General features: G+C 65.6%; 23 protein-coding genes. 8 read left to right on the top strand and 15 right to left on the bottom strand.

Going from position 1 to position 26,419, the window contains the following annotated elements:
- Nucleotides 1-3: 3 nt before the first annotated feature.
- The 6 genes from IVB24_RS13220 to IVB24_RS13195 form a co-directional block, all read right to left on the bottom strand.
- Entirely contained in the window at nt 4-1,692 is a 1,689-nt protein-coding gene (locus tag IVB24_RS13220) for a methyl-accepting chemotaxis protein (RefSeq protein ID WP_247773135.1), read from the bottom strand.
- Between the two features lie 428 nt (nt 1,693-2,120).
- Nucleotides 2,121-3,863, bottom strand: coding sequence for a HAMP domain-containing methyl-accepting chemotaxis protein (locus IVB24_RS13215; protein ID WP_166474351.1), 1,743 nt, complete (start codon nt 3,861-3,863; stop codon nt 2,121-2,123).
- Nucleotides 3,864-4,096: 233 nt separating this feature from the next.
- Nucleotides 4,097-4,330, bottom strand: a complete 234-nt coding sequence (locus IVB24_RS13210) for a hypothetical protein (RefSeq protein WP_094975668.1) — start codon at nt 4,328-4,330, stop codon at nt 4,097-4,099.
- A 164-nt stretch (nt 4,331-4,494) separates the two neighbouring features.
- Nucleotides 4,495-5,094 carry a hypothetical protein gene (locus IVB24_RS13205; RefSeq protein WP_247773134.1) on the bottom strand — a complete coding sequence of 200 codons (600 nt, stop codon included), beginning with the start codon at nt 5,092-5,094 and terminating at the stop codon, nt 4,495-4,497.
- A gap of 112 nt (nt 5,095-5,206) precedes the next feature.
- Nucleotides 5,207-6,193, bottom strand: a complete 987-nt coding sequence (locus IVB24_RS13200) for an MDR family oxidoreductase (RefSeq protein WP_166466712.1) — start codon at nt 6,191-6,193, stop codon at nt 5,207-5,209.
- A 41-nt stretch (nt 6,194-6,234) separates the two neighbouring features.
- Complete coding sequence (locus IVB24_RS13195; protein WP_247773133.1) at nt 6,235-7,488, bottom strand: MFS transporter; 1,254 nt, start codon at nt 7,486-7,488, stop codon at nt 6,235-6,237.
- Here IVB24_RS13195 and IVB24_RS13190 point away from each other — a divergent pair.
- From IVB24_RS13190 to nadC, 4 genes are all read left to right on the top strand, one after another.
- The gene (locus IVB24_RS13190) at nt 7,487-7,636 is read left to right on the top strand and encodes a hypothetical protein (protein WP_155527924.1); all 150 of its coding nucleotides are present in this window, start codon (nt 7,487-7,489) and stop codon (nt 7,634-7,636) included. The two genes, IVB24_RS13195 and IVB24_RS13190, sit on opposite strands and share 2 nt — an antisense overlap.
- Nucleotides 7,637-7,817: 181 nt before the next feature.
- Nucleotides 7,818-8,924, top strand: coding sequence for a quinolinate synthase NadA (gene nadA / locus IVB24_RS13185; protein WP_247773132.1), 1,107 nt, complete (start codon nt 7,818-7,820; stop codon nt 8,922-8,924).
- Nucleotides 8,925-8,933: 9 nt separating this feature from the next.
- Nucleotides 8,934-10,532: an L-aspartate oxidase gene (locus IVB24_RS13180; RefSeq protein ID WP_247773131.1), complete on the top strand. Its 1,599-nt coding sequence runs from the start codon at nt 8,934-8,936 to the stop codon at nt 10,530-10,532.
- Nucleotides 10,533-10,543: 11 nt separating this feature from the next.
- Nucleotides 10,544-11,422, top strand: coding sequence for a carboxylating nicotinate-nucleotide diphosphorylase (gene nadC / locus IVB24_RS13175; RefSeq protein WP_247773130.1), 879 nt, complete (start codon nt 10,544-10,546; stop codon nt 11,420-11,422).
- Nucleotides 11,423-11,546: 124 nt separating this feature from the next.
- On the opposite strand, the gene IVB24_RS13170 is transcribed toward nadC, so the two are convergent.
- From IVB24_RS13170 to IVB24_RS13160, 3 genes are all read right to left on the bottom strand, one after another.
- On the bottom strand, nt 11,547-13,001 hold the full coding sequence (locus IVB24_RS13170) for a cell wall hydrolase (protein ID WP_247773129.1): 1,455 nt from the start codon (nt 12,999-13,001) through the stop codon (nt 11,547-11,549).
- 482 nt (nt 13,002-13,483) lie between these two features.
- Nucleotides 13,484-16,399: a pyruvate, phosphate dikinase gene (gene ppdK / locus IVB24_RS13165; RefSeq protein ID WP_247773128.1), complete on the bottom strand. Its 2,916-nt coding sequence runs from the start codon at nt 16,397-16,399 to the stop codon at nt 13,484-13,486.
- 96 nt (nt 16,400-16,495) lie between these two features.
- Complete coding sequence (locus IVB24_RS13160) at nt 16,496-16,651, bottom strand: DUF3096 domain-containing protein (protein ID WP_018648785.1); 156 nt, start codon at nt 16,649-16,651, stop codon at nt 16,496-16,498.
- 228 nt (nt 16,652-16,879) lie between these two features.
- Between IVB24_RS13160 and IVB24_RS13155 the strand changes: the two genes are divergently transcribed.
- Entirely contained in the window at nt 16,880-17,236 is a 357-nt protein-coding gene (locus IVB24_RS13155) for a DUF1236 domain-containing protein (RefSeq protein ID WP_247773127.1), read from the top strand.
- Nucleotides 17,237-17,469: 233 nt separating this feature from the next.
- Here the strand turns inward: IVB24_RS13155 and glyS are convergent, their stop codons facing one another.
- The 6 genes from glyS to IVB24_RS13125 form a co-directional block, all read right to left on the bottom strand.
- Nucleotides 17,470-19,569, bottom strand: a complete 2,100-nt coding sequence (gene glyS / locus IVB24_RS13150) for a glycine--tRNA ligase subunit beta (protein ID WP_094975676.1) — start codon at nt 19,567-19,569, stop codon at nt 17,470-17,472.
- On the bottom strand, nt 19,569-20,504 hold the full coding sequence (locus IVB24_RS13145; protein ID WP_094975677.1) for a glycine--tRNA ligase subunit alpha: 936 nt from the start codon (nt 20,502-20,504) through the stop codon (nt 19,569-19,571). Before IVB24_RS13145 ends, glyS begins: the two co-directional genes overlap by 1 nt.
- A gap of 233 nt (nt 20,505-20,737) precedes the next feature.
- A complete protein-coding gene (locus IVB24_RS13140; protein WP_094975678.1) occupies nt 20,738-20,929 on the bottom strand; it encodes a hypothetical protein in 192 nt (63 codons plus the stop codon).
- A 104-nt stretch (nt 20,930-21,033) separates the two neighbouring features.
- Nucleotides 21,034-21,942 carry a S49 family peptidase gene (locus tag IVB24_RS13135; protein WP_247773126.1) on the bottom strand — a complete coding sequence of 303 codons (909 nt, stop codon included), beginning with the start codon at nt 21,940-21,942 and terminating at the stop codon, nt 21,034-21,036.
- 214 nt (nt 21,943-22,156) lie between these two features.
- Complete coding sequence (locus IVB24_RS13130) at nt 22,157-22,921, bottom strand: methyltransferase (protein ID WP_247773125.1); 765 nt, start codon at nt 22,919-22,921, stop codon at nt 22,157-22,159.
- Complete coding sequence (locus IVB24_RS13125; protein ID WP_247773124.1) at nt 22,914-23,141, bottom strand: DUF2007 domain-containing protein; 228 nt, start codon at nt 23,139-23,141, stop codon at nt 22,914-22,916. Before IVB24_RS13125 ends, IVB24_RS13130 begins: the two co-directional genes overlap by 8 nt.
- A 135-nt stretch (nt 23,142-23,276) precedes the next feature.
- Here IVB24_RS13125 and IVB24_RS13120 point away from each other — a divergent pair, with 135 nt between their 5' ends.
- The 3 genes from IVB24_RS13120 to fabF all read left to right on the top strand — a co-directional run bounded on the left by IVB24_RS13120 (nt 23,277) and on the right by fabF (nt 26,405).
- Nucleotides 23,277-24,284 (top strand): polyprenyl synthetase family protein, encoded by a 1,008-nt coding sequence (locus IVB24_RS13120; protein ID WP_094975869.1) that lies wholly within the window; start codon nt 23,277-23,279, stop codon nt 24,282-24,284.
- 341 nt (nt 24,285-24,625) lie between these two features.
- Nucleotides 24,626-25,141, top strand: coding sequence for a helix-turn-helix domain-containing protein (locus IVB24_RS13115; protein WP_140477615.1), 516 nt, complete (start codon nt 24,626-24,628; stop codon nt 25,139-25,141).
- 1 nt (nt 25,142) lies between these two features.
- On the top strand, nt 25,143-26,405 hold the full coding sequence (gene fabF, locus IVB24_RS13110; protein ID WP_247773123.1) for a beta-ketoacyl-ACP synthase II: 1,263 nt from the start codon (nt 25,143-25,145) through the stop codon (nt 26,403-26,405).
- Nucleotides 26,406-26,419 lie beyond the last annotated feature (14 nt).

The following is a 26,419-nucleotide window of genomic DNA, read 5'->3' as shown; positions in this document are numbered from 1 at the left end:
AGATCAGGCCGCGCGGACCGATTCCAGGAATTGCGCGACCTCGACCTTCAGACGGGTGCTGTCGGTCGCCAGCGATCTCGCCGCCGAGAGCACCTCGCCCGAGGCCTCGCCGGTCTCGATCGCACCGCGCTGCACGTTGGTGATGTTGGACGACACTTCCTGCGTGCCGACCGAGGCCTGCTGGACGTTGCGCGAAATCTCCTGCGTCGCGGCGCCCTGCTCCTCGACGGCGGCGGCAATCGCCGCGGACACCTCGGACAGGCGCTCGATGGTTCCGCCGATCTCCTGGATGGCGCTGACGGATTCCTGTGTCGCAGCCTGAATTCCCGAGACTTGCGCGCCGATCTCGCCGGTCGCCTTCGCGGTCTGCTCGGCCAACGCCTTGACCTCGGAGGCGACGACGGCAAAGCCACGGCCGGCCTCGCCGGCGCGGGCCGCCTCGATGGTCGCATTCAGCGCCAGCAGATTGGTCTGGCCGGCGATGGTGTTGATGAGCTCGACGACGTCGCCGATGCGGGAGGCCGCCTGCGACAGCGCGTTGACGCGGTCGTTGGTCCGCGTCGCCTGCTCGACGGCTTCCGCAGCCATTCGCGCCGAATCCTGCACGCGGCGGCTGATCTCGGTGATCGAGGACGACAGCTCTTCCGAGGCGGACGCGACCGCCTGGACGTTGGTGGAGGCTTCCTCTGAGGCGGCCGCAACGACGGTTGCGAGTTCCTGGCCGCGCTGCGCCGTGCCGCTCAGCGTGGCGGCGGAGGCTTCGAGCTCGGTCGAGGCCGACGACACGGTCTCGACGACCTCTCCGATCATGACCTCGAAATTGCGCGTGATGGCATCGACGCGGCGGCCGCGTTCGATCTTGGCTTCGGCGTCGCGCGCGGCCGCCTCGTCGGCGGCCTTCTTGGCGACCAGCGCCTCCTTGAAGATCTGCAGCGCATCCGCCATCGAGCCGATCTCGGTCTTCTCGCCGCGATGCGGCACCTCGGCCGAAAGGTCGCCCTCGCCCAGCGACTGCATCGGACGGATGATCGAGGCAATGCCACGAGAGACGTCATGCACGAGATAATAGGCGGCGCCGATCGCGATCACGACCGAGGCCACGATGATACCAACCAGCACGCGGAAGATCGTGGCATAGCTGTCGGCGGCCTGCTTAGTCTCCGTCTCGGCGCCATGGTTGTTGAGCTCGATGCTCTTTAGAAGCAAGGGATCCGCGGCCTGGGCCATCTTCGCGACCTTGGTCTGCAACATCTCGTTGGCATCGGTCGGGAAGCGGCCGGGGCTCTTACGCGACAGTGCCATCGTCTCCTGAACGCCATTCAGGTATTCGGCCCAAGCCTTGGTCCACCGCTCGTAGATCGAGCGCTCCTCAGGCAACGTGATCAGGCCTTCATAGACCTTGCGCGTCTTCTCGATGCGCTCGCGTAGCGGCACCATGCGCTTCTCGGCGGCTTCCTTGCCCTCAATGCTCTCCTGCATCAGGTGCAGACGCAGGACCACGCGGAGCTCGTTGATGTCGGCTCGCATCGAGCCGAGCGCACGCACGCTCGGCAGCCAGCTCTCCGCAATCTCGACCGTGTGTGCGTTGATGTTCTGCATGGTGCCGATCGCCGTCACGCCGACACCGGCGAGCGAGAGCACGAGGACCGACAGCACGGTCAGCAGCTTGAAGACGATCGACAATTTCGACATCACGCAAATCCCGATGAAGCATACAACGCACATGTCACCTGCACCGCAATCGTCACAACTGACGACAGGGTGTGGGTCATTCCAACAATGCTGGCTGGTTTTTATCTCGTAAGATTGCGCCCATAATTGCAAACAGGCGTTAACAGGAAGCTACGTTGAATTACGGAATTCGGCATGGCTCCCGTTATATGTTCCGCAACCATCTGCCGAATGGAAATGCCGCTCATGAAAGTGCTCCACCGATAGAGACGCAATGCGCGAAGGGCGACTCAGCACCCGGAATATTGCGGGCACCATGACTGCGTCGCTCTTTCGGAAGGTTAACCCTGCATGAACGGGGCGCGGCGTCGAGATGCGAACGCGCGCAACCGCCGCGCTTTCGCGCGCGACTGTTGCAGGTCGAGGTTTGCCGAAGGACGCCGCCACCGTCAGGCAGCGCGCACGGTGTCGAGAAATCTGCCGACCTCGATCTTGAGGCGGTTGCTGTCGCCGGACAGCATCTGCGCGGCGGACAGCACCTGCGAGGACGCGGAGCCGGTTTCGCTCGCGCCACGCTGTACGTCGGTGATGTTGGAGGACACCTGATGGGTGCCTTCCGCCGCCTGCTGCACGTTGCGGGAGATCTCCTGCGTCGCCGCGCCCTGCTCTTCGACGGCAGCCGCGATCGTCGCGGATATCTCCGACAGCTTCTCGATGGTGTGGCTGATGTCCTTGATCGCACCGACCGAATGCTCGGTGGCGGTCTGGATGCTGGCGATCTGCTGGCCGATCTCGCCGGTCGCCTTCGCAGTCTGCTCGGCGAGCGCCTTGACCTCGGAGGCGACGACGGCAAAGCCGCGGCCGGCTTCACCGGCGCGCGCAGCCTCAATGGTTGCATTGAGCGCCAGCAGGTTGGTCTGGCCGGCGATGGTGTTGATCAGTTCGACCACGTCGCCGATCCGCGCCGCGGCGGCGGAAAGCTCGCCGACCCGGTCGGTCGTGGTGCGGGCCTGGCTCACCGCCTCGCCGGCGACGCGGGCGGATTCCTGCACCTGGCGGCTGATCTCCGTGATCGACGACGACAGCTCCTCGGTCGCCGACGCGACCGACTGCACATTGGTGGACGCCTCCTCGGAGGCGGCAGCAACCATGGTGGTGAGTTCCTGCGTGCGCTCTGCGGTCGAGGTCAGCGTGGTGGCGGATGCCTCGAGCTCGGTCGAGGCCGAGGACACCGTGCCGACGATCTCGCCGACCGCCGACTCGAAAGTATCCGCGAGCTTGCGCATCTCTGCCTTGCGCTGCTCGGCCGCGACCTGATCCTGCCGCACCTTGGCTTCCACTTCCTCGCGCGCCTTCTGCTCGGACACCACCTTGAATTTTTCGACGGCACCAGCGACCTCGCCGACCTCGTCCTTGCGGCCAAGGCCCGGCAGCGCCACGGAGAAATCTCCGCCGGCGAGCTTCTCCATCGCCGCCGTCAGCGCGCGCATGGGCCGGGCGATGCTGAAGACGGAGAAGATGCACGCACCGATCAAGACGAGCGCGGCCAGAACGCCGGTGACGAGTGATGTCCGTGCAACTGAGGTGGCCTCGGCTTCCGCGGCTGCGCGCGTCTCGAAGCTCCTCTGCTTGGCGAAATCGGTGATCTGGTTGGTCAACTCGGAAATCTCTGCGTTGATCGGCGCGAGCGTTCCCTTGCGAAAGTGATCGACGTCGGCCACGAGCTTGGCGAGCTGCGCCCCCGCTTCGCTATCCTTCTTCCCCTCCAGCGCGAGCTCCTGCCTGCGGATGGCCTCGACATGCTGCTGGCCCTTGCCGAATTCGCCGATCAACACGGTCAGGCGATCGATCCGCTTGCGGTTTTCCGGCGAGCGCGAAAGCTTCGCCATTTCGCCCGAAAATTTGCTGGCGGCGGTCTGCCGGTCGTTGAAGTAGGAGACCGCCTTCTGCATCTCGGCCGGCGAGGCGGACGTCAGGATGTCGCGGATGCCGATCTGCATGCCCCTGACCGACGCCTTCGCTTCCGCGGCGTTTTGCGCGATCGCCTGCTGTCCTGACGCGGCATTGCCGAGCTTCTGGACATCGGCATCTCCGCTCATCTGCAGAAAGATCATGAGCGCGACGAGCCCGATGGTCAGCGCCGAAGTGACGGCGAGCTTGGTGCCAATTCGCAGGTTCTGAATGAACATCATCAAAGTATTCCTCAGGGGTATGCATTTGCCGCGCCGAAGCGCGTGAACAACCCGAGGAGGCTACCAACGAGGTTCCTCATTAACGTTAAGCAAAGCCTCGTCGACCTCCGTAGAAATACTGGAAGGAGCGCTCAACGCTCGGGTTTCAGGCATCTTTTACGTGTGATGAAATTGGACTTCGCGGATTTGCACGCATCGGCGGCCGACAACGCCGGTCGCACGATCGGCGATCGTCAGCGTAAGCTCTCGCCGAGGAGGCTGATGCGAAAGACCGGCTTCTTGTTCTCGTCGAGCAGTTCCATGCACCACTCGGCATTCGGCTTCAGGCTGCGCGCGATGCCACCGAGCAGGTTGGCGCAGACTTCGGTCATCTCGGTCCAGGCGGCTGCACGATCCTCGAACTCGTACGGCTGGTCGGCGGCGCCGGAATAGCGACCGGTACTGATGCGGAAGAAGTACAGCGACATCGTTGAACCCTTTTATCGGGCCGCGCCCCCCGGCCGTACGCAAACTGGAACGCGAACAGCTACCAACGCATGAAAGCCGCCGCCCGTATGACTACGGCGCGGCGGCTTCATGTTCGATGGACGTCTTCAACGACAAAGTGCGCGGACCGTCCCGCGCGGCCGTCTCACTGGGTCGAGCGGCGCAGCTCCAGCGGGCCCTCGTTGCTGGTGGGCTCCGACTTGATCTCCGACTTCACCGGCTCGAGCCGGCTGCTCTCGACACGCGGCGTCTCGACGCGCGCGGCCACTTCGGTGTTGGCCGGGCCGACCGAACCGGTGTGCTCTGCCCTGTGCAGCGAGCGCGGCCGCGCCGCAGCGCGCGCCATCAGCATCTGGTTGCCGCCCTGGTGATGGAAGTCGCAATACGCGAAGCCCATCCCCGACACCGAGCCGCGGAAGCTGCGATCGTCGGTCTTTTCCAGGTTGAAGCAGGGCTCGAACGGGATGCCCTTGATCGAGGCGCAGACGTTCTGGCCGCGGATCTGGAGCGTATTGCCGGGCAGGCGGAGATGTTTGACCGGGCCCGCGCCGGAGAACTGCACCGCGCCGGCGGCACCGAGATCTTCCAGGATACGGCCCGCGCCGCGGGTGCCGTCGAAACAGGTGAAGGCAAACACCTTGCCCGCCACGAAGCGCCGCGCCTCGTCGGCGTTCATGCTTCCGGCAAGGGCCGGCGCAAACGTTGCTGCCGCCGTGACAACCCCCAACACAATACGCGCAAGCATGCTCAACTCCGAACCAACCCCAGCGCGGGCGATGCCTTATCTCTTTACCCGCTGCTTACCATACTAACCATGGCGACATTGAAGCAGCTTGGTTGGTAAAGTCTGAACACCGTTAGACAATTTTTACCACGATGCGGCCGCGGACCTGGCCTGCCAAGATTTTCGCGCCCCATTCCGAAACCTGGTCGAGCGAAATTTCGTGAGTGATTTCAGATAGTTTCGTCCGATCCAGATCGGACGCCAGGCGCTGCCAGGCGGCTTTCCGCGGCTCGATCGGGCACATCACGGAATCGATGCCGAGAAGGCACACTCCGCGCAAAATGAAGGGTGCGACAGAAGACGGCAGGTCCATTCCGGCGGCCAGGCCGCAGGCCGCGATCGCACCGCCGTATTTCGTCATCGACAGCAGATTGGCCAGTGTGGTCGAGCCGACGCTGTCGACGCCCCCTGCCCAGCGCTCCTTTGCGATCGGCTTGGCCGGCACCGACAACTCGTTGCGGTCGATGATTTCGGCTGCTCCCAGTTGCTTCAGATAATCGGCCTCCGAGGCGCGGCCGGTCGATGCGATGACGTGGTAGCCGAGCTTGGAGAGCACGGCGATCGCGACCGAGCCGACGCCGCCGGCGGCACCCGTCACCACCACAGGGCCGCTCTTCGGGGAGAGACCGTGCTTCTCCAATGCCAGCACCGAGAGCATCGCTGTGAAGCCGGCGGTGCCGATCGCCATGGCATCGCGCGCCGACAGGCCTTGCGGCAAGGCCACCAGCCAGTCGCCCTTCACCCGTGCCATCTCGGCATAGGCGCCGAGATGGGTCTCGCCCATACCCCAGCCGGTGCAGACGACCTTGTCGCCCGCCTTCCACTGCGGATGCGAGGACGCTTCGACGGTGCCGGCGAAGTCGATGCCGGCGATCATCGGGAAGCGGCGCACCACCGGCGCCTTGCCGGTGAGCGCAAGGCCGTCCTTGTAGTTCAGCGTCGACCATTCCACGCGGACGGTGACGTCGCCGTCCATCAGTTCGGCTTCGTCGAACTGCGTCAGCGCGGCGGTGGTGCCCTTGTCCGCCTTGTCGATCCGGATCGCCTTGAATGTGGCCACGACTGAACTCCCTGACTTGTTTGCCGGGGATGTTTAGCCGATCAGGCAGGCTGCGCAAACGCCCTAACCACAGGTTTTTCCACGATCGGAAGATTGATCAGCGCCGAGAGCACGCCGAACACAATCGAGAGCCACCAGATCGGCGTGTAGGAACCGTACTTTTCGAAGACGATGCCCCCGAGCCAGACGCCGAGGAAGCCGCCGACCTGATGGCTGACGAAGGCGAAGCCATAGAGCGTGGCAAGCCAGCGCGTGCCGAACATCAGCGCCACCAGCGCCGAGGTCGGCGGCACCGTCGACAGCCAGGTCAGGCCGGAGACCGCACCGAACGCGATCGCCGAGAACGGCGTGATCGGGAACGAGATGAAGGCGAGGGTCGCGAGTGCGCGCGTGAAGTAGATGGTGGAGAGGATGTAGCGCTTGGGCAGCGAGTTCTGGAGATAGCCGACGCTGAGCGAGCCGATGATGTTGAACAGGCCGATCGCCGCGATCACCCAGCCGCCGGTCTGCGTGGAGATGCCGCGATCGACCAGGAAGGCCGGCAGATGCACGGTGATGAAGGCGAGCTGGAATCCGCAGGTGAAGAAGCCCAGCACCAGCAGCACATAGGAGCGGTGACCGAAGGCTTCGGCGAGCGCCCTGGTGAAGGTCTGCTCATCGGCCGGCGTCGCATTGGCCGGATTTGCGGCCGGCGGCGTCGCGAGCGCAAGTGACAACGGGATGATAAGCAGCATCAGGAAGCCGAACACGGAGAGCGCCTGCTGCCAGCCGAAATTGTCGATCAACGCGACGCCGATCGGTGCGAACAGAAACTGGCCGAATGAGCCAGCCGCCGTGCCGGCTCCAAGCGCAAGGCCGCGCTTCTCGGCTGGCAGCAGCTTGGTGAATGCCGACAGCACCAGGTTGAACGAGCAGCCGGCAAGACCAAAACCGACCATGACGCCCGCACCGATGTCGAGCGACAACGGCGTCGTGGAGTAGCGCATCAACAGCAGGCCGCCGGCATAGAGCAGAGCGCCGACGCACATCACACGGAACAGGCCGAAGCGATCGGCGACCGCGCCGGCGACCGGTTGGCCCAGTCCCCACAGCAGATTCTGAAAGGCAATGGCGAGGCCGAACACGTCACGGCCCCAGGAGAATTCGTGGCTCATCGGCTGCACGAAAAAGCCGAGCGCCGATCGCGGACCGAAGCCGAGCATGCCGATCGCACAGCCACAGAGGATGATGACCGCCGGCGTGCGCCAGTTGGAGGAACGGGAGACCGAACCGAGTTCGCCCACTGATGTCGACATGCTCTTCCTCATGTTCGTCGGCGGATTTGCAAACCGCCGCCGCGAGCCAGTTCGTTTAATGCATCTGCATGAAAATCCCAAGTCGAAAACAATTGCGTTCCGCGAAGGGCTGAGGCGGGAGCATTGCATTTCTGGCGCCCCCGGCTGACGCGCCAAGTGCGACTTGACGGAAATGTGTGCGGCGGCATCTAGCGGCCTGCGGCACTGCGTGATACCTTCGATTTACTCAGATTGAGCATATCACTAACGACCCCCGGCCCTCTCGGCCGGAGTTCTCAGGCTCCTATTATGCTCATATTGAGTATAAATAGCATGCACAGGAGGCTTCGATGCCGATCACTGGAATTTACGGTCCCGACGATCTCGCCAGCCGGCCGCAGGGCCAGGTCGTCAGCTCGCCCCGGGACGCGCCGGCGGGAACAGGGCCCGCGCTGCCGAGGCCCTCGCTGGAATGGACACCGGAGGTCGAGCGCGCCACCGCGCCGCTCTATGACCGCGTGAAACACGTGATCCCGCCGATCGAATGGCCGCTGATGGCGCCGACGATCAAGGCGATCAACGAGCTGAAGCGCGCACGGGGCGCGGTGATCCTCGCGCACAATTACCAGGCGCCGGAGATCTTCCACTGCGTCGCCGACATCGGCGGCGACTCGCTCCAGCTCGCGGTCGAAGCCACAAAGGTGGAGGCCGATATCATCGTCCAGTGCGGCGTGCACTTCATGGCGGAGACGTCAAAGCTGCTCAATCCGGACAAGACGGTGCTGATCCCCGACTCGCGCGCCGGCTGCTCGCTTGCCGCCAGCATCACGGGTCCGGACGTTCGCCTGCTCCGCGAAAAATTTCCCGGCGTGCCCGTCGTCGCCTATGTCAATACGTCCGCGGAGGTGAAGGCCGAGGTCGACATCTGCTGCACCTCCTCGAACGCGGTGCAGGTGGTCGAGAGCCTGAACGCGGCGAGCGTGATCTTTCTGCCCGATCGCTATCTCGCCACTTACGTGGCCTCGAAGACAGACGTGAAGATCATCGCCTGGAAAGGCGCCTGCGAGGTGCACGAGCGTTTCAAGGGCGAAGAGCTGCGCGCCCTACGCGAGGCCGATCCGTCCGTCCGGATCATTGCGCATCCGGAGTGCCCGCCGGACGTGCTGGCGGAGGCCGACTTCACCGGCTCGACCGCGCACATGATCAACTGGGTGCGCGAAAAGCGGCCGCGACGGCTGGTGATGATCACGGAATGCTCGATGGCCGACAATGTACGGGCCGAGCTGCCCGACGTGGAGATGCTGCGGCCCTGCAATCTCTGCCCGCACATGAAGCGCATCACGCTCGCCAATATCCTGGAGAGCCTGCTGACGCTTGGCGAGGAAGTGACCATCGATCCCGCGCTGGCGGTGCGTGCGCGGCGTTCGGTCGAGCGGATGATCAATCTGAAGAATTGAGAGCACAGCATGCAAGACACCATCCACAACCTCACCCGCGCCGACGACATCGTCATCGTCGGCGGCGGCCTTGCCGGGCTGTTCTGCGCGCTGAAGCTGGCGCCGCGGCCGGTGACCTTGATCTCGGCCGCGCCGCTCGGACAGGGCGCATCCTCAGCATGGGCGCAAGGCGGTATCGCCGCGGCGATGGCCGAGGGCGATACGCCGGAAGCGCACGCCGCCGACACGATCGCGGTCGGCGGCGGCCTCGTCGACGATGCGGTCGCACTTGGGATCGCGCGCGAGGCCGCGCCGCGCATCCACGATCTCCTGAGCTATGGCGTCCCGTTCGATCGCGATCTCGAAGGCAGGCTCGCCGTGGGACGCGAAGCGGCACATTCGGCCCGGCGCATCGTCCATGTGCGAGGCGATGGCGCCGGTGCCGCGATCATCGCGGCCTTGAGCGACGCAGCGCGCAGTACGCCGTCGATCCGCGTGATCGAGGGGCTCGTTGCCGAAGCCCTCCTGACCGAGGGCGGTGCCGTCGCCGGCCTTCAATTGCGCGAAGCCGGCAACGTTGCGGCACGGCCGCTCCTGCTCGCCGCGCGCGCGGTGGTGCTCGCCACCGGCGGCATCGGACATCTCTACGCCGTCACGACCAATCCAATGGAAGCCAGCGGCTCCGGCCTTGCCATCGCCGCACATGCCGGTGCCGTGATCGCCGACCCGGAATTCGTGCAGTTCCATCCAACGGCCATCATGGTCGGCCGCGATCCCGCACCCCTCGCCACCGAAGCCTTGCGCGGCGAAGGGGCGACGCTGGCCAACGGCGCCGGCGAGCGTTTCATGGCTGCGCTTCACCCGCTCGCGGAGCTCGCGCCACGCGACATCGTGGCGCGCGGCGTGTTCGCCGAGATCGCGGCCGGGCGCGGCGCCTTCCTCGATGCGCGGCAGGCGCTGGGCGCGCGCTTCGCCGACAGATTTCCGACCGTGCATGCGAGCTGCATCGCCGCCGGCATCGATCCGGCCACGCAGATCATCCCGATTGCGCCCGCCGCGCACTACCACATGGGCGGCATCGCCGTTGATGCGCGCGGACGCAGCTCGATCGACGGGCTATGGGCCGGCGGCGAGGTGTCGTCGACAGGCGCGCACGGCGCCAACCGGCTTGCCTCGAATTCGCTGCTGGAAGCCGTGGTCTACGCCGCGCGCATCGCCGACGACATCGCCGGCCGTGCGATCCCCCCGCCTGCTCGCCTCCCCGACGCATTGGTGGCACCGCGCCGCAGCCCGCCGGATGCAGCTAGCGTGAAGCGGCTGCGCGCAACGATGGCCGCCCATGTCGGCGTGATCCGCGAGGGCGAGGGTCTCGCGGATGCCGTGCGCGACTTCGCCGCGGTCGAACGCGAGGCGACGAGCATCGCGCTGCGCAACATGGCGATTTCGGCTCTGCTCGTGGCTGCCTCGGCGTGGAGCCGGCGCGAGAGCCGCGGCGCGCATTTCCGCTCCGACCATCGCGCTGAAATCCCCGCGCTGGCGCAGCGAACGATGACCACGCTCACGGCGGCGCGCGAGATCGCAGAAAGCCTGAGCTCCCTGCCGCGCGCTGCGCAACCCATGATCGCCTGATGGAGACCCCCATGATCGCCCCGACCTCATTGCTCAACCCCGACGCCTTTCTCTCACCACTCGCCATCGACGCGGCTGTGCAGCGCGCGCTCGACGAGGACCTCGGCCGCGCCGGCGACATCACCTCGCTTGCGACGATCCCGGAAGCGACCAGGGCGCAAGCCGTCCTGGTCGCGCGCCAGTCCGGCGTGATCGCCGGATTGCCGCTGGCGCTGGCAACATTGCAAAGACTCTCGTCCGACATCGAGGTCCGCGCGCATGTCCGCGATGCCGCACGCGTTGCCCGCGGACAGCAGGTGCTGACGATCTCCGGCCCCGCGCGCGCCATTCTCACCGCGGAGCGAACCGCGCTGAATTTCGTCGGCCGCCTGTCGGGCGTCGCAACGCTCACGGCCGATTATGTCGCACGTACCGAAGGCACGAAAATGCGAATCTGTTGCACGCGCAAGACCACGCCCGGACTGAGGGCGCTGGAGAAATACGCGGTGCGCTGCGGCGGCGGCTTCAACCACCGCTTCGGCCTCGACGACGCGATCCTGATCAAGGACAACCACATCGCGGTCGCGGGCGGCGTCGGTGCGGTGCTGGAGCGCGCCCGCAGCCACGCCGGCCATCTCGTCAAGATCGAGATCGAGGTCGATACGCTGGCGCAATTGCGCGAGGTGCTGGCCACCGGAATGGCCGACGCCGTGCTGCTCGACAACATGGACCTTGCAACATTGCGCGAGGCGGTGCGGATCAACGAGGGTCGTCTCGAGCTGGAGGCCTCGGGCGGCGTCACGCCGGACTCGATCGCGGCCATCGCTGCGACCGGCGTTGATTACGCTTCGGCGGGCGCACTGACGCATTCGGCGCCGAATTTCGACTGTGCGCTGGATATCGAGGCGTGATTGGAACACCGACGCCTCCACAACGTCAAGGCCGGGCTTGTCCCGGCCATCCACGTCTTGCCGGACAGCGCGAACAACGTGGATGCCCGGGACAAGCCCGGGCATGACGGTCTATCGTGAAGCGCTACCTTCGCTCAATCACACCCATCTCGGCGGAACTCTTCGCTTCCTGCGCGAGCTCGGCCGACAGCGCGGCGGTTTGGGCCGGGGTGCCCCAACTCGGTTCCTCGCTGCCGTCGCCCCAAGCGCGTGGCCGATAGAAGGTGTGCACGCCGGTCTTGTACATCTTCTTCATCTCGGCGACCCAGGACGGGTGCACCCAATAGGCATGATAGTGCGTGGACTTGCCGACCTCGGGCAGCCAGATCTGGCCATCGAGCATGGCCTTTGCGATCTTCCTGGCGCGCTCCCACATCTCGGGCTCCCGGATCACGTCGGCATTGTTGTCGCAGGCGAACGTGAACTGGCAGGCGAGATGGCGGTGCTTGTTCTGATAGACCGCGCCGCACACGGTTTCCGGATATTTGCCGGAGAACACGCGGTTCATCACGACTTGCGCCACCGCCATCTGGCCGCGCACGGCCTCGCCGCGCGATTCGAAATAGACGGCCTCGGCGAGACACTTCTCGGACTTCGCGCGCGACTTGTCGTCGAGCGCGAGGCGCTCCGCCGGCGATTTGGCACGCTGGTTGTCGGCGTTGACCTCGCCCTTCGGCGCGACGCTCTCGCCGCTCTCGATATCCCTGGCGATGTCCACCGTCGGCGGTGACAGCGAGGCCGTTACCTTCATGTCGGGATCCGCCATCACGATCATCGGTTCGGCGCCGGGCTGCCAGCTCTCGATGCTCTCCAGATTGCCGCCGAGCGACGAACTGCCGAAGAACAGGTTGGAGGTCTTGACGCTGAAGGGATCGCGCACGGGCGTCGTCGGCGCGGTGGTCCGCTTGAGAGCCTCGAGCGGCGCGGTCGCGAGCGCGCGCGCGGCGTCGCTGGCCCGCGGTGGATTGGAATATTGCGGCAGCGGCGGCGCACGGAGCGCTTCCTGAAGCTCGGGATCGAGCGCGGCCGCAGATTCCGGCGACATCGCCTGCGGCAGCGCGGCGGTCTTGGCGCCGAACACCGAGCTGTTCGACGTCGCGGGATCTTGCTGCGCCGGTGGCGCAGCCGGCGCCGCCGTTTCGGGAGCCTCGGTCGGCGCAACGATGGCGAGGCGATCACCTTTCATCGAGCGATCGACCTTGGGAAAGTCGGAAGCCTGGTAGCGCGGCGCAGCCTGCAGCGCCGGATTGCGGCCGATCGCGCCGGTGACGTCGCGGCCATCGAGGCTCGCCAGGCGAACCATCGCGCTCTGCGGAACCGAGGTGCCGATGGGGCGGGAAAAACTGTAGGTGGCAAGCTGGATGGAGGACGCCGCGGAGAACACCTGCTTCTGCCAACGCTCGGCGACGCCGGGTTGGCGCGCCAGCAGAGAGGCAATATCCTGATAGCCGGTCTCTCTCGGCATCAATGCGAAGATGCAGAGACCGATGCCGAAGGACGCGAACCGCGCGCCCTTCGGATGGTTACGCAACACAGACATCGATACGCTCACGCTACGCTTACGCCAGAAAAATCGAAACGCAGTACATCCGTGCAATTCGATCTTTATCGTAAGTATCTAATTTAGGTTGCCGGGGCGTTAATCGGCGTTGCGCGTGCAGCACACTCAAGCGAACACAGGTGTTTTCACGGGGTGATCGCGCAGGGTGGTAAACGCGACGTCACGTGAAGCGGTAAACAACCCGTCAACGCGAATGGTGAAGGAACTCTTGCTGGCGCGTATCAATAGGGCCGCGCCTGTGGTTCCGTTGTGTGCGCCGCGCGGCCACACCCCCGGTGTCATGCTCCGCGAAAGCGGGGCATCCAGTACGCCGCGGCTTCTCGATTCAATCACTAATGTCTCGGCGTACGGGATCGCCCGGTCAAGCCGGGCGATGACAACGAGTACATGGAAACAACATCGCTCAAATGAAAGAGGCGGGGTTTGGCCCCGCCTCTCTCAACTCAATCTTGCGCTTCGGCTTACGCCTGGCTTGCAACTGCCTTGCCGAGCGCGGCTTGCGCGGCGGCAAGACGGGCGATCGGCACGCGGTAGGGCGAGCAGGAGACGTAGTCGAGGCCGATATTGTGGCAGAAGGCGACGGAGGCGGGATCGCCGCCGTGCTCGCCGCAGATGCCGACCTTGAGCTTCGGGCGCGTCTTGCGGCCGCGCGCGACGCCGATCTTGACGAGTTCACCGACGCCTTCCTGGTCGAGCGCGACGAAGGGATCGATCGGGAGAATGCCCTTGGACACGTAGGTGCCGAGGAAGCTCGCGGCATCGTCGCGGCTGATGCCGTAAGTGGTCTGCGTCAGATCGTTGGTGCCGAACGAGAAGAACTCGGCGCTCTCCGCGATCTCGGCCGCGAGCAGACAGGCGCGCGGCAGCTCGATCATGGTGCCGACCTGATAGGTCAGCTTGGTGTTGGTGTCGCGCATCACCGCCTGCGCGGTGGCGTCGATCCGCGCCTTGACGAGATCGAGCTCCATCTTGGTCGCGATCAGCGGCACCATCACCTCGAGGCCGACGGCCTTGCCGGTGCGCTTCTCGGCCTCGACCGCGGCCTCGAAGATCGCGCGGGCCTGCATCTCGGCGATCTCCGGATAAGCGATCGCGATGCGGCAGCCGCGGAAGCCGAGCATCGGATTGAACTCCGAGAGCTCGCGGGCGCGGTCGGCGAGGCGCCGCGGGTCGGTGTTCATGGCGCGCGCCACTTCCTCGACCTCGGCATGGGTGTGCGGCAGGAATTCGTGCAGCGGCGGGTCCAGCAGGCGGATCGTGACGGGCAGGCCCTTCATGATCTCGAACAGCTCGACGAAATCGGCGCGCTGCATCGGCAGGAGCTTTGCGAGCGCGGCGCGGCGCGACTGCTCGTCCTCGGAGAGGATCATCTCGCGCACCGTGCGGATGCGGGTCTCTTCGAAGAACATGTGCTCGGTGCGGCACAGGCCGATGCCTTCCGCACCGAACTTGATCGCGGTGCGCGCGTCGTCCGGCGTATCTCCATTGACGCGAACGCCGATCTTGCGAACCTGGTCGGCCCAGGCCATCAGCGTGCCGAACTCGCCGGACAGCTCCGGCTCGATCATCGGCATGCGGCCGGCGAGCACCTGGCCGAGCGAGCCGTCGATGGTGATGACGTCGCCGGTCTTGAAGGTGCGCGAGCCGATGCTCATGGTGCCGCGGCCGTAATCGACACGGATGGTGCCGCAGCCGGAGACGCAGGGCTTGCCCATGCCGCGCGCGACGACCGCCGCGTGCGAGGTCATTCCGCCGCGGGTGGTCAAGATGCCTTCGGCGGCGTGCATGCCGTGGATGTCTTCCGGGCTGGTCTCGATGCGGACCAGGATGACCTTGCGCCCATCGGCCTGAAGCTTGGCCGCCTCGTCCGAGGAGAACACGATCTCGCCGGAGGCAGCACCTGGCGAAGCCGGCAGGCCGGTCGCGATGACATCGCGCTTGGCGCCGGGATCGATGGCTGGATGCAGCAGCTGGTCGAGCGAAGCGGGATCGACCCGCATCACCGCTTCCTTCTTGGTGATCAGGCCTTCATTGGCGAGCTCGACCGCGATGCGCAGCGCCGCCTTGGCGGTACGCTTGCCGCCGCGGGTCTGGAGCATCCACAGCTTGCCCTGCTCGACCGTGAACTCCATGTCCTGCATGTCGCGGTAGTGCTTCTCGAGCAGCGTGTAGATCCGCGTCAGCTCCTTGAAGGCCTCCGGCATCGCCGCTTCCATCGACGCCTTGTCCGAGCCCGATTCCTGACGCGCTTCCTCGGTGATGTCCTGCGGCGTGCGGATGCCCGCCACCACGTCCTCGCCCTGCGCGTTGATCAGGAATTCGCCGTAAAGCTTGCTCTCGCCGGTCGAGGGATTGCGGGTGAAGGCAACGCCGGTCGCCGAGGTCTCGCCCATGTTGCCGAACACCATGGCCTGCACGTTGACCGCGGTGCCCCAGGATTCCGGAATGTCGTGCAGCTTGCGGTAGGTCACCGCGCGCGCGTTCATCCAGGATGAAAACACCGCACCGATCGCGCCCCAGAGCTGGTCGTGCGGGTCCTGCGGGAAGTCCTTGCCGGTCTCGCGCGCGACCGCATCCTTGTACTTGCCGACCAGATCGACCCAGTCGTCGGCGGTGAGGTCGGTGTCGAGGCTGTAGCCCTGGCCGTCCTTGAAGGTGTCGAGGATTTCCTCGAAATGATGATGCTCGAAGCCGAGCACCACGTCGGAATACATCGTGATGAAGCGGCGATAGCTGTCATAGGCGAAGCGGCGATCGCCCGACAATTCCGACAGCGCTTCCACGGTCTGGTCGTTGAGGCCGAGGTTCAGCACGGTGTCCATCATGCCCGGCATCGAGGCGCGCGCGCCGGAGCGGACGGAAACGAGCAGCGGGTTCTTGGTGTCGCCGAACACCTTGCCGGTGATCTTGCCGACATGGACGAGCGCCTTCTCGACCTGCGCCTGCAATTCCTTCGGATAGGATTTGCCGTGAGCGTAGAAGTAAGTGCAGACCGATGTCGGGATGGTGAAGCCGGGAGGCACCGGCAGACCGAGATTGGCCATCTCGGCGAGGTTCGCGCCCTTGCCACCGAGCAGGTCGCGCATCTCCGTGCGGCCCTCGGCCTTGCCGTCACCGAACGTGTAGACCCATTTGCCGGCCTTGCCCGCAACCGGCGACGCCTTGACGGTAGCGGCCTTCTTTGGCGCAGGCTTCGCAGCGACCTTCGGCACAGCCGCCTTGGTCACAGCCTTCGCAGCCGGCTTGGCAGCAGCTTTCGCGACCGGCTTGGGGGCGCTCTTGGCAAGCGCCTTGCGGGCCGGCGGGGCGGCTTTCGCCTTGGCGGAAGACTTTGATTTCGCTGCAGCTTTATTGGGCTTCGAGGCGGCTTTGGCCATAGCTTGCACACAACCTGCGAGAGGAATGGGATTTCGCGGGCGTTACACCATTTTGAACGGGCCCGCGCAAGTCAGACAGTTCCGGAAAGTGAACTCCTAGAGGTGGAGCCATTTCAGGAGCCCGAGCCCGATCGCGCCGTTCACAATGAGGAAGATCGCGACGATCAGATTGAGGAGTCGCGGCATGATCAGGATGAGCACACCCGCAATCAACGACAGGATCGGCGAAATGTGGGCGACGGTGATGTGCATGAACTATCTTTCTGTGGAAGTGGGGCGAATCGCGGGCGGATCATAGCCCTCCCGGTTCCGCGAGTAGAGACGCGCAAGGTGCGATGCGAGTTCCGGCTCCCACGAAAACTGCCCGAAATTGCCGCTGATACGGCAGGGCTTTTCCCGGAACATTGCCAAGGGTGCATGCATTGGCCAACCGGTCGCGTCCTTAGGCGCGTCCGAACCATCACGTCGAAGGAGTTGTCCATGCGGAACAGGATTCTTGCCCTTGCCGCGCTCGCAGCCGCGATCGGCTCGTCGCCTCTTGCGGCGCAGGCGCAAAGCGGTGTCACCGTCGGACGCGCGCCCGTCGTGGTCGACAGCGGCCCGACGATTGCCGTCGAACAGCGGCCGGCTTTCCGCGACTATGTCGTCGAACAACGTGTGCCGGCCTTCAGCATTCCGGACCGTATCGTGGTCGGCACCACCTTACCCGAGGCAGGCGTCACTTATTATGACGTGCCGCAACGCTTCGGCGCCACCACCTATCGCTACACCGTCGTGAATGGCGAGACCGTGCTGGTCGAGCCCCGCTCGCGCCGCATCGTCGAGGTGGTCGACTAAATCAGTTCGACTCGATGTCCGGCGCGTCACATCAGGCTGGCGCGAGCAGTTAAGCGGACATCAGGCCCCGCCCGGTCCTCCCCCCGCCGGGCGGGGCATTTTTTTGCGCTGTCATTCCGGGGCGCGCCACCTGGCGCGAGCCCGGAATCCATACTCATGATCGTGGTTATGGATTCCGGGCTCGTGCTTCGCACGCCCCGGAATGACACCGGTGTTTGCCCCGCGAGCGCGCCTCAGTCCTGGATCTTCGAGAAATCCGCCACCGCGCGCGTGGCGCTGCGGATCTCGTTGAGCAGCTTCAGGCGGTTCTCGCGCACTTTCGGATCATCGTCGTTGACGCGGACTTTTTCGAAGAACGCATCGACCGGCGGACGCAGCTTTGCCATCGCGCTCATGGCGGCGGCAAAGTCTTCCTTGGCGACGGCGGCACTTGCTTCCGCCGTCACCTCGCCGATCGCCTTGGCCAGCGCCTTCTCCTCGCCGAGGCCGTAGAGCGCCGCATCGGGCGTGCCGTCAAAGCTGCGCTTGTCCTTCTTTTCCTCGATTCCAAGGATATTACTGGCACGCTTGATGCCGGCGAGCAGGTTCTTGCCGTCGTCGGTCTCGAGGAATTTTCCGAGCGCTTCGACGCGGCGGACGATCATCAGGAGATCGTCCTGACCGCCGAGCGCGAACACGGCGTCGACGAGATCGTGACGCGCGCCCTGCTCGCGGAGCTGGACCTTCAGGCGGTCGGCGAAGAAGGCGAGGAGATCGCTGGGGAGCTTCTGCGCATCGGCGGGCTGCACGGACAAGCCGGCGAGCGCCGATGCAGCCACCTTCGTCAACGACAGCCGAAGCGCGTTCTCGGCAATCAGTCTAATCACGCCGAGAGCCGCACGACGCAGCGCATACGGGTCCTTGCTCCCGGTCGGCTTCTCGTCGATGGCCCAGAAGCCGACGAGCGTATCGAGCTTGTCGGCGAGCGCGACCGCCACGCTGACCGGATCGGTCGGCACGCGGTCCGCAGGCCCTTGCGGCTTGTAGTGCTCTTCGCACGCAGCTGCGACGGAGCCGTCCTCGCCTTGCGCCAGCGCGTAGTACTTGCCCATCAAGCCCTGCACTTCGGGGAACTCGCCGACGACCTCCGTCAGCAAGTCCGCCTTCGCAAGATGTGCGGCGCGCGTGGCCTTCGCGACATCGGCCCCGACCAGCGGCGCAATCTCCGCGGCGAGATGCTCGATGCGCTTGATCCGCTCCGCCTGTGTCCCGAGCTTCTCGTGGAACACGATCTGCTCGAACTTCGGCAGACGTTCCTCGAGCTTGGTCTTCAGGTCCGTCTCGTAGAAGAACTTCGCATCCGACAACCGCGCGCGGATGACGCGCTCGTTGCCGGCGATGATGGTCGCACCGCCGTCGGTTGCCTCGATGTTGGCGACCAGGATGAACTTGTTGGCGAGCTTGCCGGTCTTGGGATCGCGCACCACAAAGCACTTCTGGTTGTTGCGGATGGTGGCGCGGATCACTTCCGCGGGCGTCGCCAGAAACTCCTGCTCGAATGAGCCCATCAGCACGACCGGCCATTCGACGAGGCCGGCGACCTCGTCGAGCAGGTTCTGGTCCTCGACGAGCTCGAAGCCTTGCGCAAACGCGAGCTGCTTGGCGTCGGTGAGAATCGCGTCCTTGCGGCGCTCGGGGTCGAGCACGACCTTCGCGTCGAGCAGCTTCGCTTCGTAGTCCTCGAAGCGGCGCACGCTGATCGCGTCCGGCGCCATGAAGCGATGGCCGTACGTGGTCTGTCCGGTCTCGATACCGTCGACTTCGAACTTCACGACATCGGGCTCTTCCGTCTCGAGCCCGAACGTCGCGGTGATCGCATGCAGCGGCCGCACCCAATTGAGCGAGCCCGGCTTGCCCGAGCGCGCGCCCCAGCGCATCGATTTCGGCCACGGGAAGGTGCGGATGATCACGGGCAGGATTTCCGCGAGCACGTCGATCGCGTCGCGGCCGGGCTTCTCGATCAAGCCGATGTAGAAATCACCCTTGGGGTCGCGCTGGATCTTGGCTTCGTCCAGCGATTTCAAGCCTGTCGCTTTCAGAAAGCCCTGCACGGCCGCATCGGGCGCGCCGACCTTCGGTCCGCGGCGTTCGGTCTTCAGGTCCGGCTGGCGCGCGGGGATGCCGTGCACGGTGAGCGCGAGGCGGCGCGGGGTCGAAAACGCCTTGGCGCCCTCGTAGACGAGGCCTTCGGCGACGAGCTTGTCGGTGACCATGCGGCGCAGATCCTCGGCCGCCTTGGCCTGCATGCGCGCGGGAATCTCTTCCGAGAACAGTTCAAGCAGGAGATCAGGCATCAGGCCGCTCCGCCCGCTTCAGTATGGATCCAGGCCTCGCCGCAGGCCTTGGCCAGCTCGCGCACGCGAAGAATATAGCTCTGCCGCTCCGTCACGGAGATCACGCCGCGGGCATCGAGCAGGTTGAAGACGTGGCTCGCCTTGATGCACTGGTCGTAGGCCGGCAGCGCCATCAGATGCGCCTCGCGCTTGCCGTCCTTCCAGCCGGCGTCGAGATATTTCTTGCAGGCCTGCTCCGCCATCTTGAACTGCTCGAACAGCATTGCGGTGTCGGCAACTTCAAAATTGTGCTTCGAATATTCCCGCTCGGCCTGCAGGAAGACGTCGCCATAGGTGACCTTGGCATCGCCGTCGCGGCCGTTGAAGTTGAGGTCGTAGACGCGGTCGACGCCCTGCACATACATCGCGAGGCGCTCCAGCCCGTAGGTGAGCTCGCCCGCCACCGGCGCGCATTCGAAACCCGCGACCTGCTGGAAGTAAGTGAACTGGCTGACTTCCATGCCGTCGCACCAGCATTCCCACCCCAAGCCCCAGGCGCCCAGCGTCGGGCTCTCCCAATCGTCCTCGACGAAGCGGATGTCGTGCAGGGCGGAATCGATGCCGATCGCGGCGAGCGACTTCAGGTACAGCTCCTGAAGGTTCGGCGGCGACGGCTTCATGATCACCTGGAACTGGTAGTAGTGCTGCATCCGGTTCGGATTCTCGCCGTAACGGCCGTCCTTGGGCCGGCGCGAGGGTTGCACGTAGGCGGCATTCCAGGGCTTTGGCCCGAGCGCGCGCAGCGTGGTCGCCGGATGGAAGGTGCCCGCGCCCATCTCCATGTCGTAGGGCTGCAGGATCACGCAGCCCTGCTCGGCCCAGAACCGCTGGAGCGCGAGGATGAAGCCCTGGAACGAGCGTTCCGGGCGCATATGGGCGGGCAATGAGGCGTCCATCGTCAGATCGGGCTCTCGCGGGGGTTTGAATCGCGCGGGACCGTATCGACGGCGGGGGTGGGAATCAAGGCAAAGGGGCGGATTCGGACTTAACTGCCACCATAGAGTGACGGTGCCGTAGGGTGGGCAAAGCGAAGCGTGCCCACCATCGTCGCCACGATTGCCGAAGGGAATCGTGGGCACGGCGCAAGAGCGCCTTTGCCCACCCTACGGCACCTTACGTGTGGCGCGACCTAGCCCGGCCGGTAAGCCCCGGTCACAGGGTCACGCTTGAGCGTTGGAATATTCCCGGCGTGAGCGGCTTCGGCGACGCGTGACAGGCGCATCTCCTCCAGCTCCTGGTTGATCCTGACGGCGGTCTTGTAGGCCCAGCGGACCACGGCAAGCCCGCCCAGGACGCCCGCGAAAGCGACGAACGGCGGCATCGGTCGTTCCTTGTCTAGTGCTCAGCCCCCACGCGCATTCTTGCGCAGACCGGCCCGCGCCGCAATTGGCTCGGGCCGGACCAAATGGCGCGGGAAGGCCTCGCCTAGAACCCGAATTTCGCCCAGATCGCCCGCGTTTCGACCGCCGAGATCAACTCGTCCGGCAGGCCGGCCATCGATTCCACGGCCAAAAGCTGCCCCGCGCCTGGGGATTTCCGGCCCAGAAGGCCGGAGAGCAACCCGGTCGGCTGGGCGATCACGGGGGTGAGAACCTTCTCGCCATAGCGGGCACGAAGAGTTGAGCGGAGATCGCCGATGCTGTCGGCGAGCCCCAGCGCGACGGCGCTGTCGCCGGCCCAGTATTCGCCCGTGAACAGCGTATCGTCCGCCCCTTTCAGCCGCGCGCCACGGCTGTCCTTGACCAGCGAGATGAATATCTGGTGGATCTCGCGCTGGATCGCCTTCAGCTTGGCGACGTCCTCCGGATTCTCCGGCAGGAACGGATCGAGCATGGCCTTGTGTTCGCCTGATGTGTAGAGCCGCCGCTCGATGCCGAGCCGTCTGATCGCCTCCTGGAAACCGAAGCTGCCGCCGACCACGCCGATCGAGCCGAGGATCGAAGACGGATCGCAGATGATCTCGTCGCCGGCGCAGGCAATCATGTAGCCGCCGGAGGCCGCGACGTCCTCGACGAACACCAGCACCGGCAGTTTCTTCTCCGCCGCGAGCTGCTTGATGCGCAGGTAGATCTGGCGCGACTGCACCGGCGAGCCGCCGGGCGAGTTGATCACCAGCGCCACCGCCTTGGCGTGCCGATACGAGAACGCGCGCTCCAGCACTTTGGCGACGCCGGCGAGCGTCATGCCCGGGCGCAGCGGCGTCACCGCGCCGATCACCCCGGACAGCCGCACCACCGGCACGACGGCCGTGCCGGGGCGGAAGCGCGCCGGCAGATATTGCATGAGCTTGTCGGCCAGGCCGGAACTCTCACGATCGTTCAACTGTTCGGCCATGCCGTTACCTCTGATTAATCATTTCTTATCACGCGACTGTCATTGGAAGTGCCCGGAACGTGTTTTGCAGAATTCCCTTTGGGAGGCTGCAATGAGCCAGCGGAGAACACCATGAAAATTTATCTGCTGATGCTGCTGATCGGTGCGCTGTTCATGGCGATCCGCCTGACGTCTCCGCAAGAGCAGCAGCCGGAATCGCTGCCGCAGTAAGCCGTCACGGTTCCACCAGCGGCAAGGCCGCTCTCCCCTCCAGAATCTCGACCAGTTCTTTCTTGGACGCGCCTGTCTCGTCGTTGAGCATGAGACCCGGCAGCAATCGCGTCGGAGCCCGGCTCCCTTTGACCGCACGCATCAGCACGCGGATCGCAGGCTGCCCCGCCTCGCCGTGAACCGGTAGGATCGCAATGCTGCCGAAGCCGCGCGACAGCGCCGCCAGGACATCGGCGATTCCATCTGCGCGCCAGATCAGGGTCAGCACACCATTCGATCGGAGGATGCGCCGAGCTGCATGCACCCAGGCATTCAGGGTCTCCTCTGTCGCCACATGCGCGGTGTGACGCGCCTGGTCCGGCGAGCCCCGATGCCGGGCCGGGTCGTTGAACGGCGGATTCATCAGCACGACGTCGACGCTGTCGGGCGACAGCCCGTTTGCCGCAAAGACCCGCGCGTCAGCCGTGACATCGAGCACGATGGTCTCGGCGGCAAGCGCATTCGCGGCGGCATTGGCGCGCGCCAGCTCGGCCAGCTCCGGATCGATCTCGACCAGGCTCAGCCCGATGCCGGGGACGCGCCGGGCCAACGCCAGCCCGGCCGTGCCGATGCCGGCGCCGAAATCGACCACGCGGTCCCCCCGGCGGGCCTCGGTCGCCGCCGCAAGCAGGATGGCGTCGTGCCCGGCGCGGTGGCCACTCCGCTTCTGCTTCAGGCGCAGCTGGCCGCCGAGAAAAGCGTCCTCGGTGATATCTACGGCCTCACTCATCGCCGCGCAATTCGTGACTGAGACCTGCCTCGGTTAGCAACTTCCGCGCCTCCTGGGCGTCGTCCTCATGAACCAGGATCCGCCGCGGCAAAATGCCGAGCGAGCCCTCGATGATGCTCATGTTCTGGTCCAGCACCAGATGATGGATATTGGCGCTGTCGAGCAGCGCGCCGACCGCCGACACCAGCACCATATCGTTGGTCCGAACCAGTTCACGCAAAACGCAGGTTTCCTTGCCTGAAAGGGGGCTAAAGCGGCAAATGTCAATGGTTCCGCGGGCCTTGCCGCATCCGCCGCCAGTTTCTATTGTCTTTCCGTCAGAATAGCCCTTCCGGGGCAAATATTGGAGACCGGCGTGGCCGTCATCGTACCTTTCGAAACTCCCGGCGCGTCGATCGAAGAGCTGGTTGCCCTTGTCGCCCCTGACATGGAGCGCGTCAACGCCACGATCCTGTCGCGGACCGGTTCGGACGTGACCATGATCCCGGAGGTCGCCAACCACCTGATCTCCTCCGGCGGCAAGCGGCTCCGGCCGATGCTGACGCTCGCCATGGCAAACCTCGCCGGCTACGCCGGCGACGGCCATATCAAGCTGGCGGCTAGCGTCGAGTTCATGCATACCGCCACGCTGCTGCACGACGACGTCGTCGACGAGAGCGAGCTGCGGCGTGGCAAGCTGTCGGCGCGCATGCTCTGGGGCAACGAGGCGAGCGTGCTGGTCGGCGACTTCCTGCTCGGCCAAGCCTTCCGCATGATGGTCGAGGTCGGCTCGCTCCGCGCGCTCGACATCCTCTCTGCGGCCGCCGCCACCATCGCCGAGGGCGAGGTGATGCAGCTTGCAGCTGCCAAGAACACCGCGACCACCGAAGACGAATATCTCGCCGTGATCCGCGGCAAGACCGCCGAGCTGTTCGCCGCAGCTTGCGAGGTCGGCCCCGTGATCGCCAACCGCCCGAAGGCGGAGCAAACCGCCTGCCGCTCGGTCGGCATGAACCTCGGCATCGCCTTCCAGCTCGTCGACGACGTGCTCGACTATGGCGGCAAGAGCGCCAAGCTCGGCAAGAACACCGGCGACGATTTCCGCGAGGGCAAGATCACCCTGCCGGTGGTGCTCGCCTTCCGCCGCGGCAACGACACCGAGCGCGCGTTCTGGATCAAGGCGCTGGAGCGCGGCGAGATCGGCGATAGCGACCTCGATCACGCCATCGGCCTGATGAATAAGCACCGCGCGCTCGAGGACACGCTGAGCCGCGCCCAGCACTACGGCGCCATGGCGGTGGATGCGCTGGCGCTGTTCCCATCTTCACCGATGAAGAGCGCGCTGGAGCAGGTGGTGGCGTTCTGTCTGGCGCGATCGCATTAGGACTGGCGCCTGCAGCTTGCCAGGCCGGGACGGCACTCCTGAGATAGCGCCGACACTGCATCGACACCGCTCACTTCCGTGTCCCGCACGCGCTAAACGCTGCTGCGCAGAGCCACGCGACACCCGCAATCATCTGCGACATGGGCCCCGGCTCTGCAGCGCTCCGCACCGGACGATGCTTCGCATCGCCGGGGGCGTTGCGCTGCGTCCGGGGCACGAGAGCGGTTCAGTGCGCGACTGCTCTTCAGCTCTCCACCACAGCCCGGTCTCACTCGCTCCGCACGCTTCGTCCCGTCACCGAGTCACTTGCTTTTTGCAAGTCACTGCCCTAGCTTCCCGCCATGCAGCCAAAATCCTCGTCCATCCAGGAATGCCCGGTCGGCCGCGCGGTGGAGACCGTTGGCGAATGGTGGAGCATCCTGATCCTGCGGGACGCGTTCCAGGGCGCGACGCGGTTTGACGAATTCTCGCAAAGCCTCGGGATCGCGCCGAACATCCTGTCGCGGCGGCTTGCCCATCTCACCGCATCAGGCATGTTCAAGCGCCGCCGCTATCAGGAGCGGCCGCCGCGTTATGAATATGTTCTGACCGACAAGGCGCGGGATTTCTTCCCGGTGATCGCTACGCTGCTCGCCTGGGGTAACAAGCATCTCGCGACCAGGGGCGAGTCCATCGTGCTGGCGAGCCGCAACGATCGCCGCCCGCTCGATCCGGTCGTGGTCGATGCCGCCAACAGGCGTCCGATCACGCTTGCCAATACCGTTGTCGTCGCCGGCCCCCGCGCCAGCCGCGGCATGCGCAAGCGGCTCGCTTCACTCAAGGCCATGAACCCGGCCGTCGCGCCGGCTGGAGACTGACATGCGTCGTATCGTCGTGACGGGAATGGGCGCGGTGTCACCGCTCGGCTGCGGTGTCGAAACCTCTTGGCGCCGGCTGCTCGCCGGCCACAGCGGGCTGCGCCCGCTGCCCGAATGGGCACAAGTCCTTCCGGCGCGCATTGCCGGACTCGTGCCCGACAAGACCGACGATGCCGACGGCGGCTTCGATCCCGCGCAGGCCGCCGCGCCGAAAGACCAGCGCAAGATGGACCGCTTCATCCTGTTCGCGCTGCTCGCCACCGCAGAAGCCGTTGCGCAGGCCAGATGGACGCCGCAGGAGACGGCCGCGCTGGAACGGACCGCAACGATCATTGGCTCCGGCGTCGGCGGCTTTCCGGCGATGGCGGAGGCGGTGCGCATTGCCGAGCAGCGCGGCGTGCGCCGGCTCTCGCCGTTCACGATACCCTCGTTTTTGGCCAATCTCGCCGCCGGCCACGTCTCGATCAAATACGGCTACAAGGGCGCGCTGGGCACACCGGTCACCGCCTGCGCCGCCGGCGTCCAGGCGATCGGCGATGCCGCGCGCATGATCCGCGCGGGCGAAGCCGACATCGCGATCTGCGGCGGCGCGGAGGCCTGCATCGACATCGTCAGCCTCGGCGGCTTTGCCGCAGCGCGCGCGCTGTCGAGCGGCTTCAACGACGAACCCGCACGCGCCTCACGCCCGTTCGATCGCGACCGCGATGGCTTCGTCATGGGCGAAGGCGCCGGCATTCTCGTCATCGAAGAGCTGGAACATGCGCTCGCGCGTGGCGCCACGCCGATTGCAGAGGTGATCGGATACGGCACGACGGCGGACGCCTACCACATGACATCAGGTCCGCCCGACGGCGACGGCGCCCGCCGCGCCATGGAGATCGCGCTCCGGCAGGCGAGCCTTGCGCCGGCCGATCTGCAGCACCTGAATGCGCACGCGACATCGACGCCGGCGGGCGACGCGAGCGAGCTTGGCGCCATCGCCGCGCTGTTCGGCCGTAACCGCGGCATCGCCGTCAGCGCGACCAAATCGGCCACCGGCCATCTGCTCGGCGCCGCCGGCGGCCTCGAGGCGATATTCACCGTGCTCGCTTTGCGCGATCAGATCGCACCGCCGACGCTCAATCTCGAAAACCCCGATGCGGGCGCCGATGGCATCGACATCGTCGCCGGCAGCGCGCGGCCGATGCCGATGCAGCATGCCATCTCCAACGGCTTTGGCTTCGGCGGCGTGAATGCCAGCGTGATCTTCCGCCGCATGGATTAAATGACGGACCCCTC

It is taken from the genome of Bradyrhizobium sp. 192 (genome assembly GCF_023100965.1).
Taxonomy (GTDB): domain Bacteria; phylum Pseudomonadota; class Alphaproteobacteria; order Rhizobiales; family Xanthobacteraceae; genus Bradyrhizobium; species Bradyrhizobium symbiodeficiens.
This window is presented reverse-complemented; position numbering and strand designations above follow the sequence as displayed.

What these genes read in the sequence shown, in the direction of transcription:
- IVB24_RS13220 (WP_247773135.1), bottom strand. Translation starts at nt 1,692, where the DNA reads ATGTCGAAATTGTCGATCGTCTTCAAGCTGCTGACCGTGCTGTCGGTC.
- IVB24_RS13215 (WP_166474351.1), bottom strand. Translation starts at nt 3,863, where the DNA reads ATGATGTTCATTCAGAACCTGCGAATTGGCACCAAGCTCGCCGTCACT.
- IVB24_RS13210 (WP_094975668.1), bottom strand. Translation starts at nt 4,330, where the DNA reads ATGTCGCTGTACTTCTTCCGCATCAGTACCGGTCGCTATTCCGGCGCC.
- IVB24_RS13205 (WP_247773134.1), bottom strand. Translation starts at nt 5,094, where the DNA reads ATGCTTGCGCGTATTGTGTTGGGGGTTGTCACGGCGGCAGCAACGTTT.
- IVB24_RS13190 (WP_155527924.1), top strand. Translation starts at nt 7,487, where the DNA reads ATGCTCTTCCTCATGTTCGTCGGCGGATTTGCAAACCGCCGCCGCGAG.
- IVB24_RS13195 (WP_247773133.1), bottom strand. Translation starts at nt 7,488, where the DNA reads ATGTCGACATCAGTGGGCGAACTCGGTTCGGTCTCCCGTTCCTCCAAC.
- nadA (WP_247773132.1), top strand. Translation starts at nt 7,818, where the DNA reads ATGCCGATCACTGGAATTTACGGTCCCGACGATCTCGCCAGCCGGCCG.
- IVB24_RS13180 (WP_247773131.1), top strand. Translation starts at nt 8,934, where the DNA reads ATGCAAGACACCATCCACAACCTCACCCGCGCCGACGACATCGTCATC.
- nadC (WP_247773130.1), top strand. Translation starts at nt 10,544, where the DNA reads ATGATCGCCCCGACCTCATTGCTCAACCCCGACGCCTTTCTCTCACCA.
- IVB24_RS13170 (WP_247773129.1), bottom strand. Translation starts at nt 13,001, where the DNA reads ATGTCTGTGTTGCGTAACCATCCGAAGGGCGCGCGGTTCGCGTCCTTC.
- ppdK (WP_247773128.1), bottom strand. Translation starts at nt 16,399, where the DNA reads ATGGCCAAAGCCGCCTCGAAGCCCAATAAAGCTGCAGCGAAATCAAAG.
- IVB24_RS13160 (WP_018648785.1), bottom strand. Translation starts at nt 16,651, where the DNA reads ATGCACATCACCGTCGCCCACATTTCGCCGATCCTGTCGTTGATTGCG.
- IVB24_RS13155 (WP_247773127.1), top strand. Translation starts at nt 16,880, where the DNA reads ATGCGGAACAGGATTCTTGCCCTTGCCGCGCTCGCAGCCGCGATCGGC.
- glyS (WP_094975676.1), bottom strand. Translation starts at nt 19,569, where the DNA reads ATGCCTGATCTCCTGCTTGAACTGTTCTCGGAAGAGATTCCCGCGCGC.
- IVB24_RS13145 (WP_094975677.1), bottom strand. Translation starts at nt 20,504, where the DNA reads ATGGACGCCTCATTGCCCGCCCATATGCGCCCGGAACGCTCGTTCCAG.
- IVB24_RS13140 (WP_094975678.1), bottom strand. Translation starts at nt 20,929, where the DNA reads ATGCCGCCGTTCGTCGCTTTCGCGGGCGTCCTGGGCGGGCTTGCCGTG.
- IVB24_RS13135 (WP_247773126.1), bottom strand. Translation starts at nt 21,942, where the DNA reads ATGGCCGAACAGTTGAACGATCGTGAGAGTTCCGGCCTGGCCGACAAG.
- IVB24_RS13130 (WP_247773125.1), bottom strand. Translation starts at nt 22,921, where the DNA reads ATGAGTGAGGCCGTAGATATCACCGAGGACGCTTTTCTCGGCGGCCAG.
- IVB24_RS13115 (WP_140477615.1), top strand. Translation starts at nt 24,626, where the DNA reads ATGCAGCCAAAATCCTCGTCCATCCAGGAATGCCCGGTCGGCCGCGCG.
- fabF (WP_247773123.1), top strand. Translation starts at nt 25,143, where the DNA reads ATGCGTCGTATCGTCGTGACGGGAATGGGCGCGGTGTCACCGCTCGGC.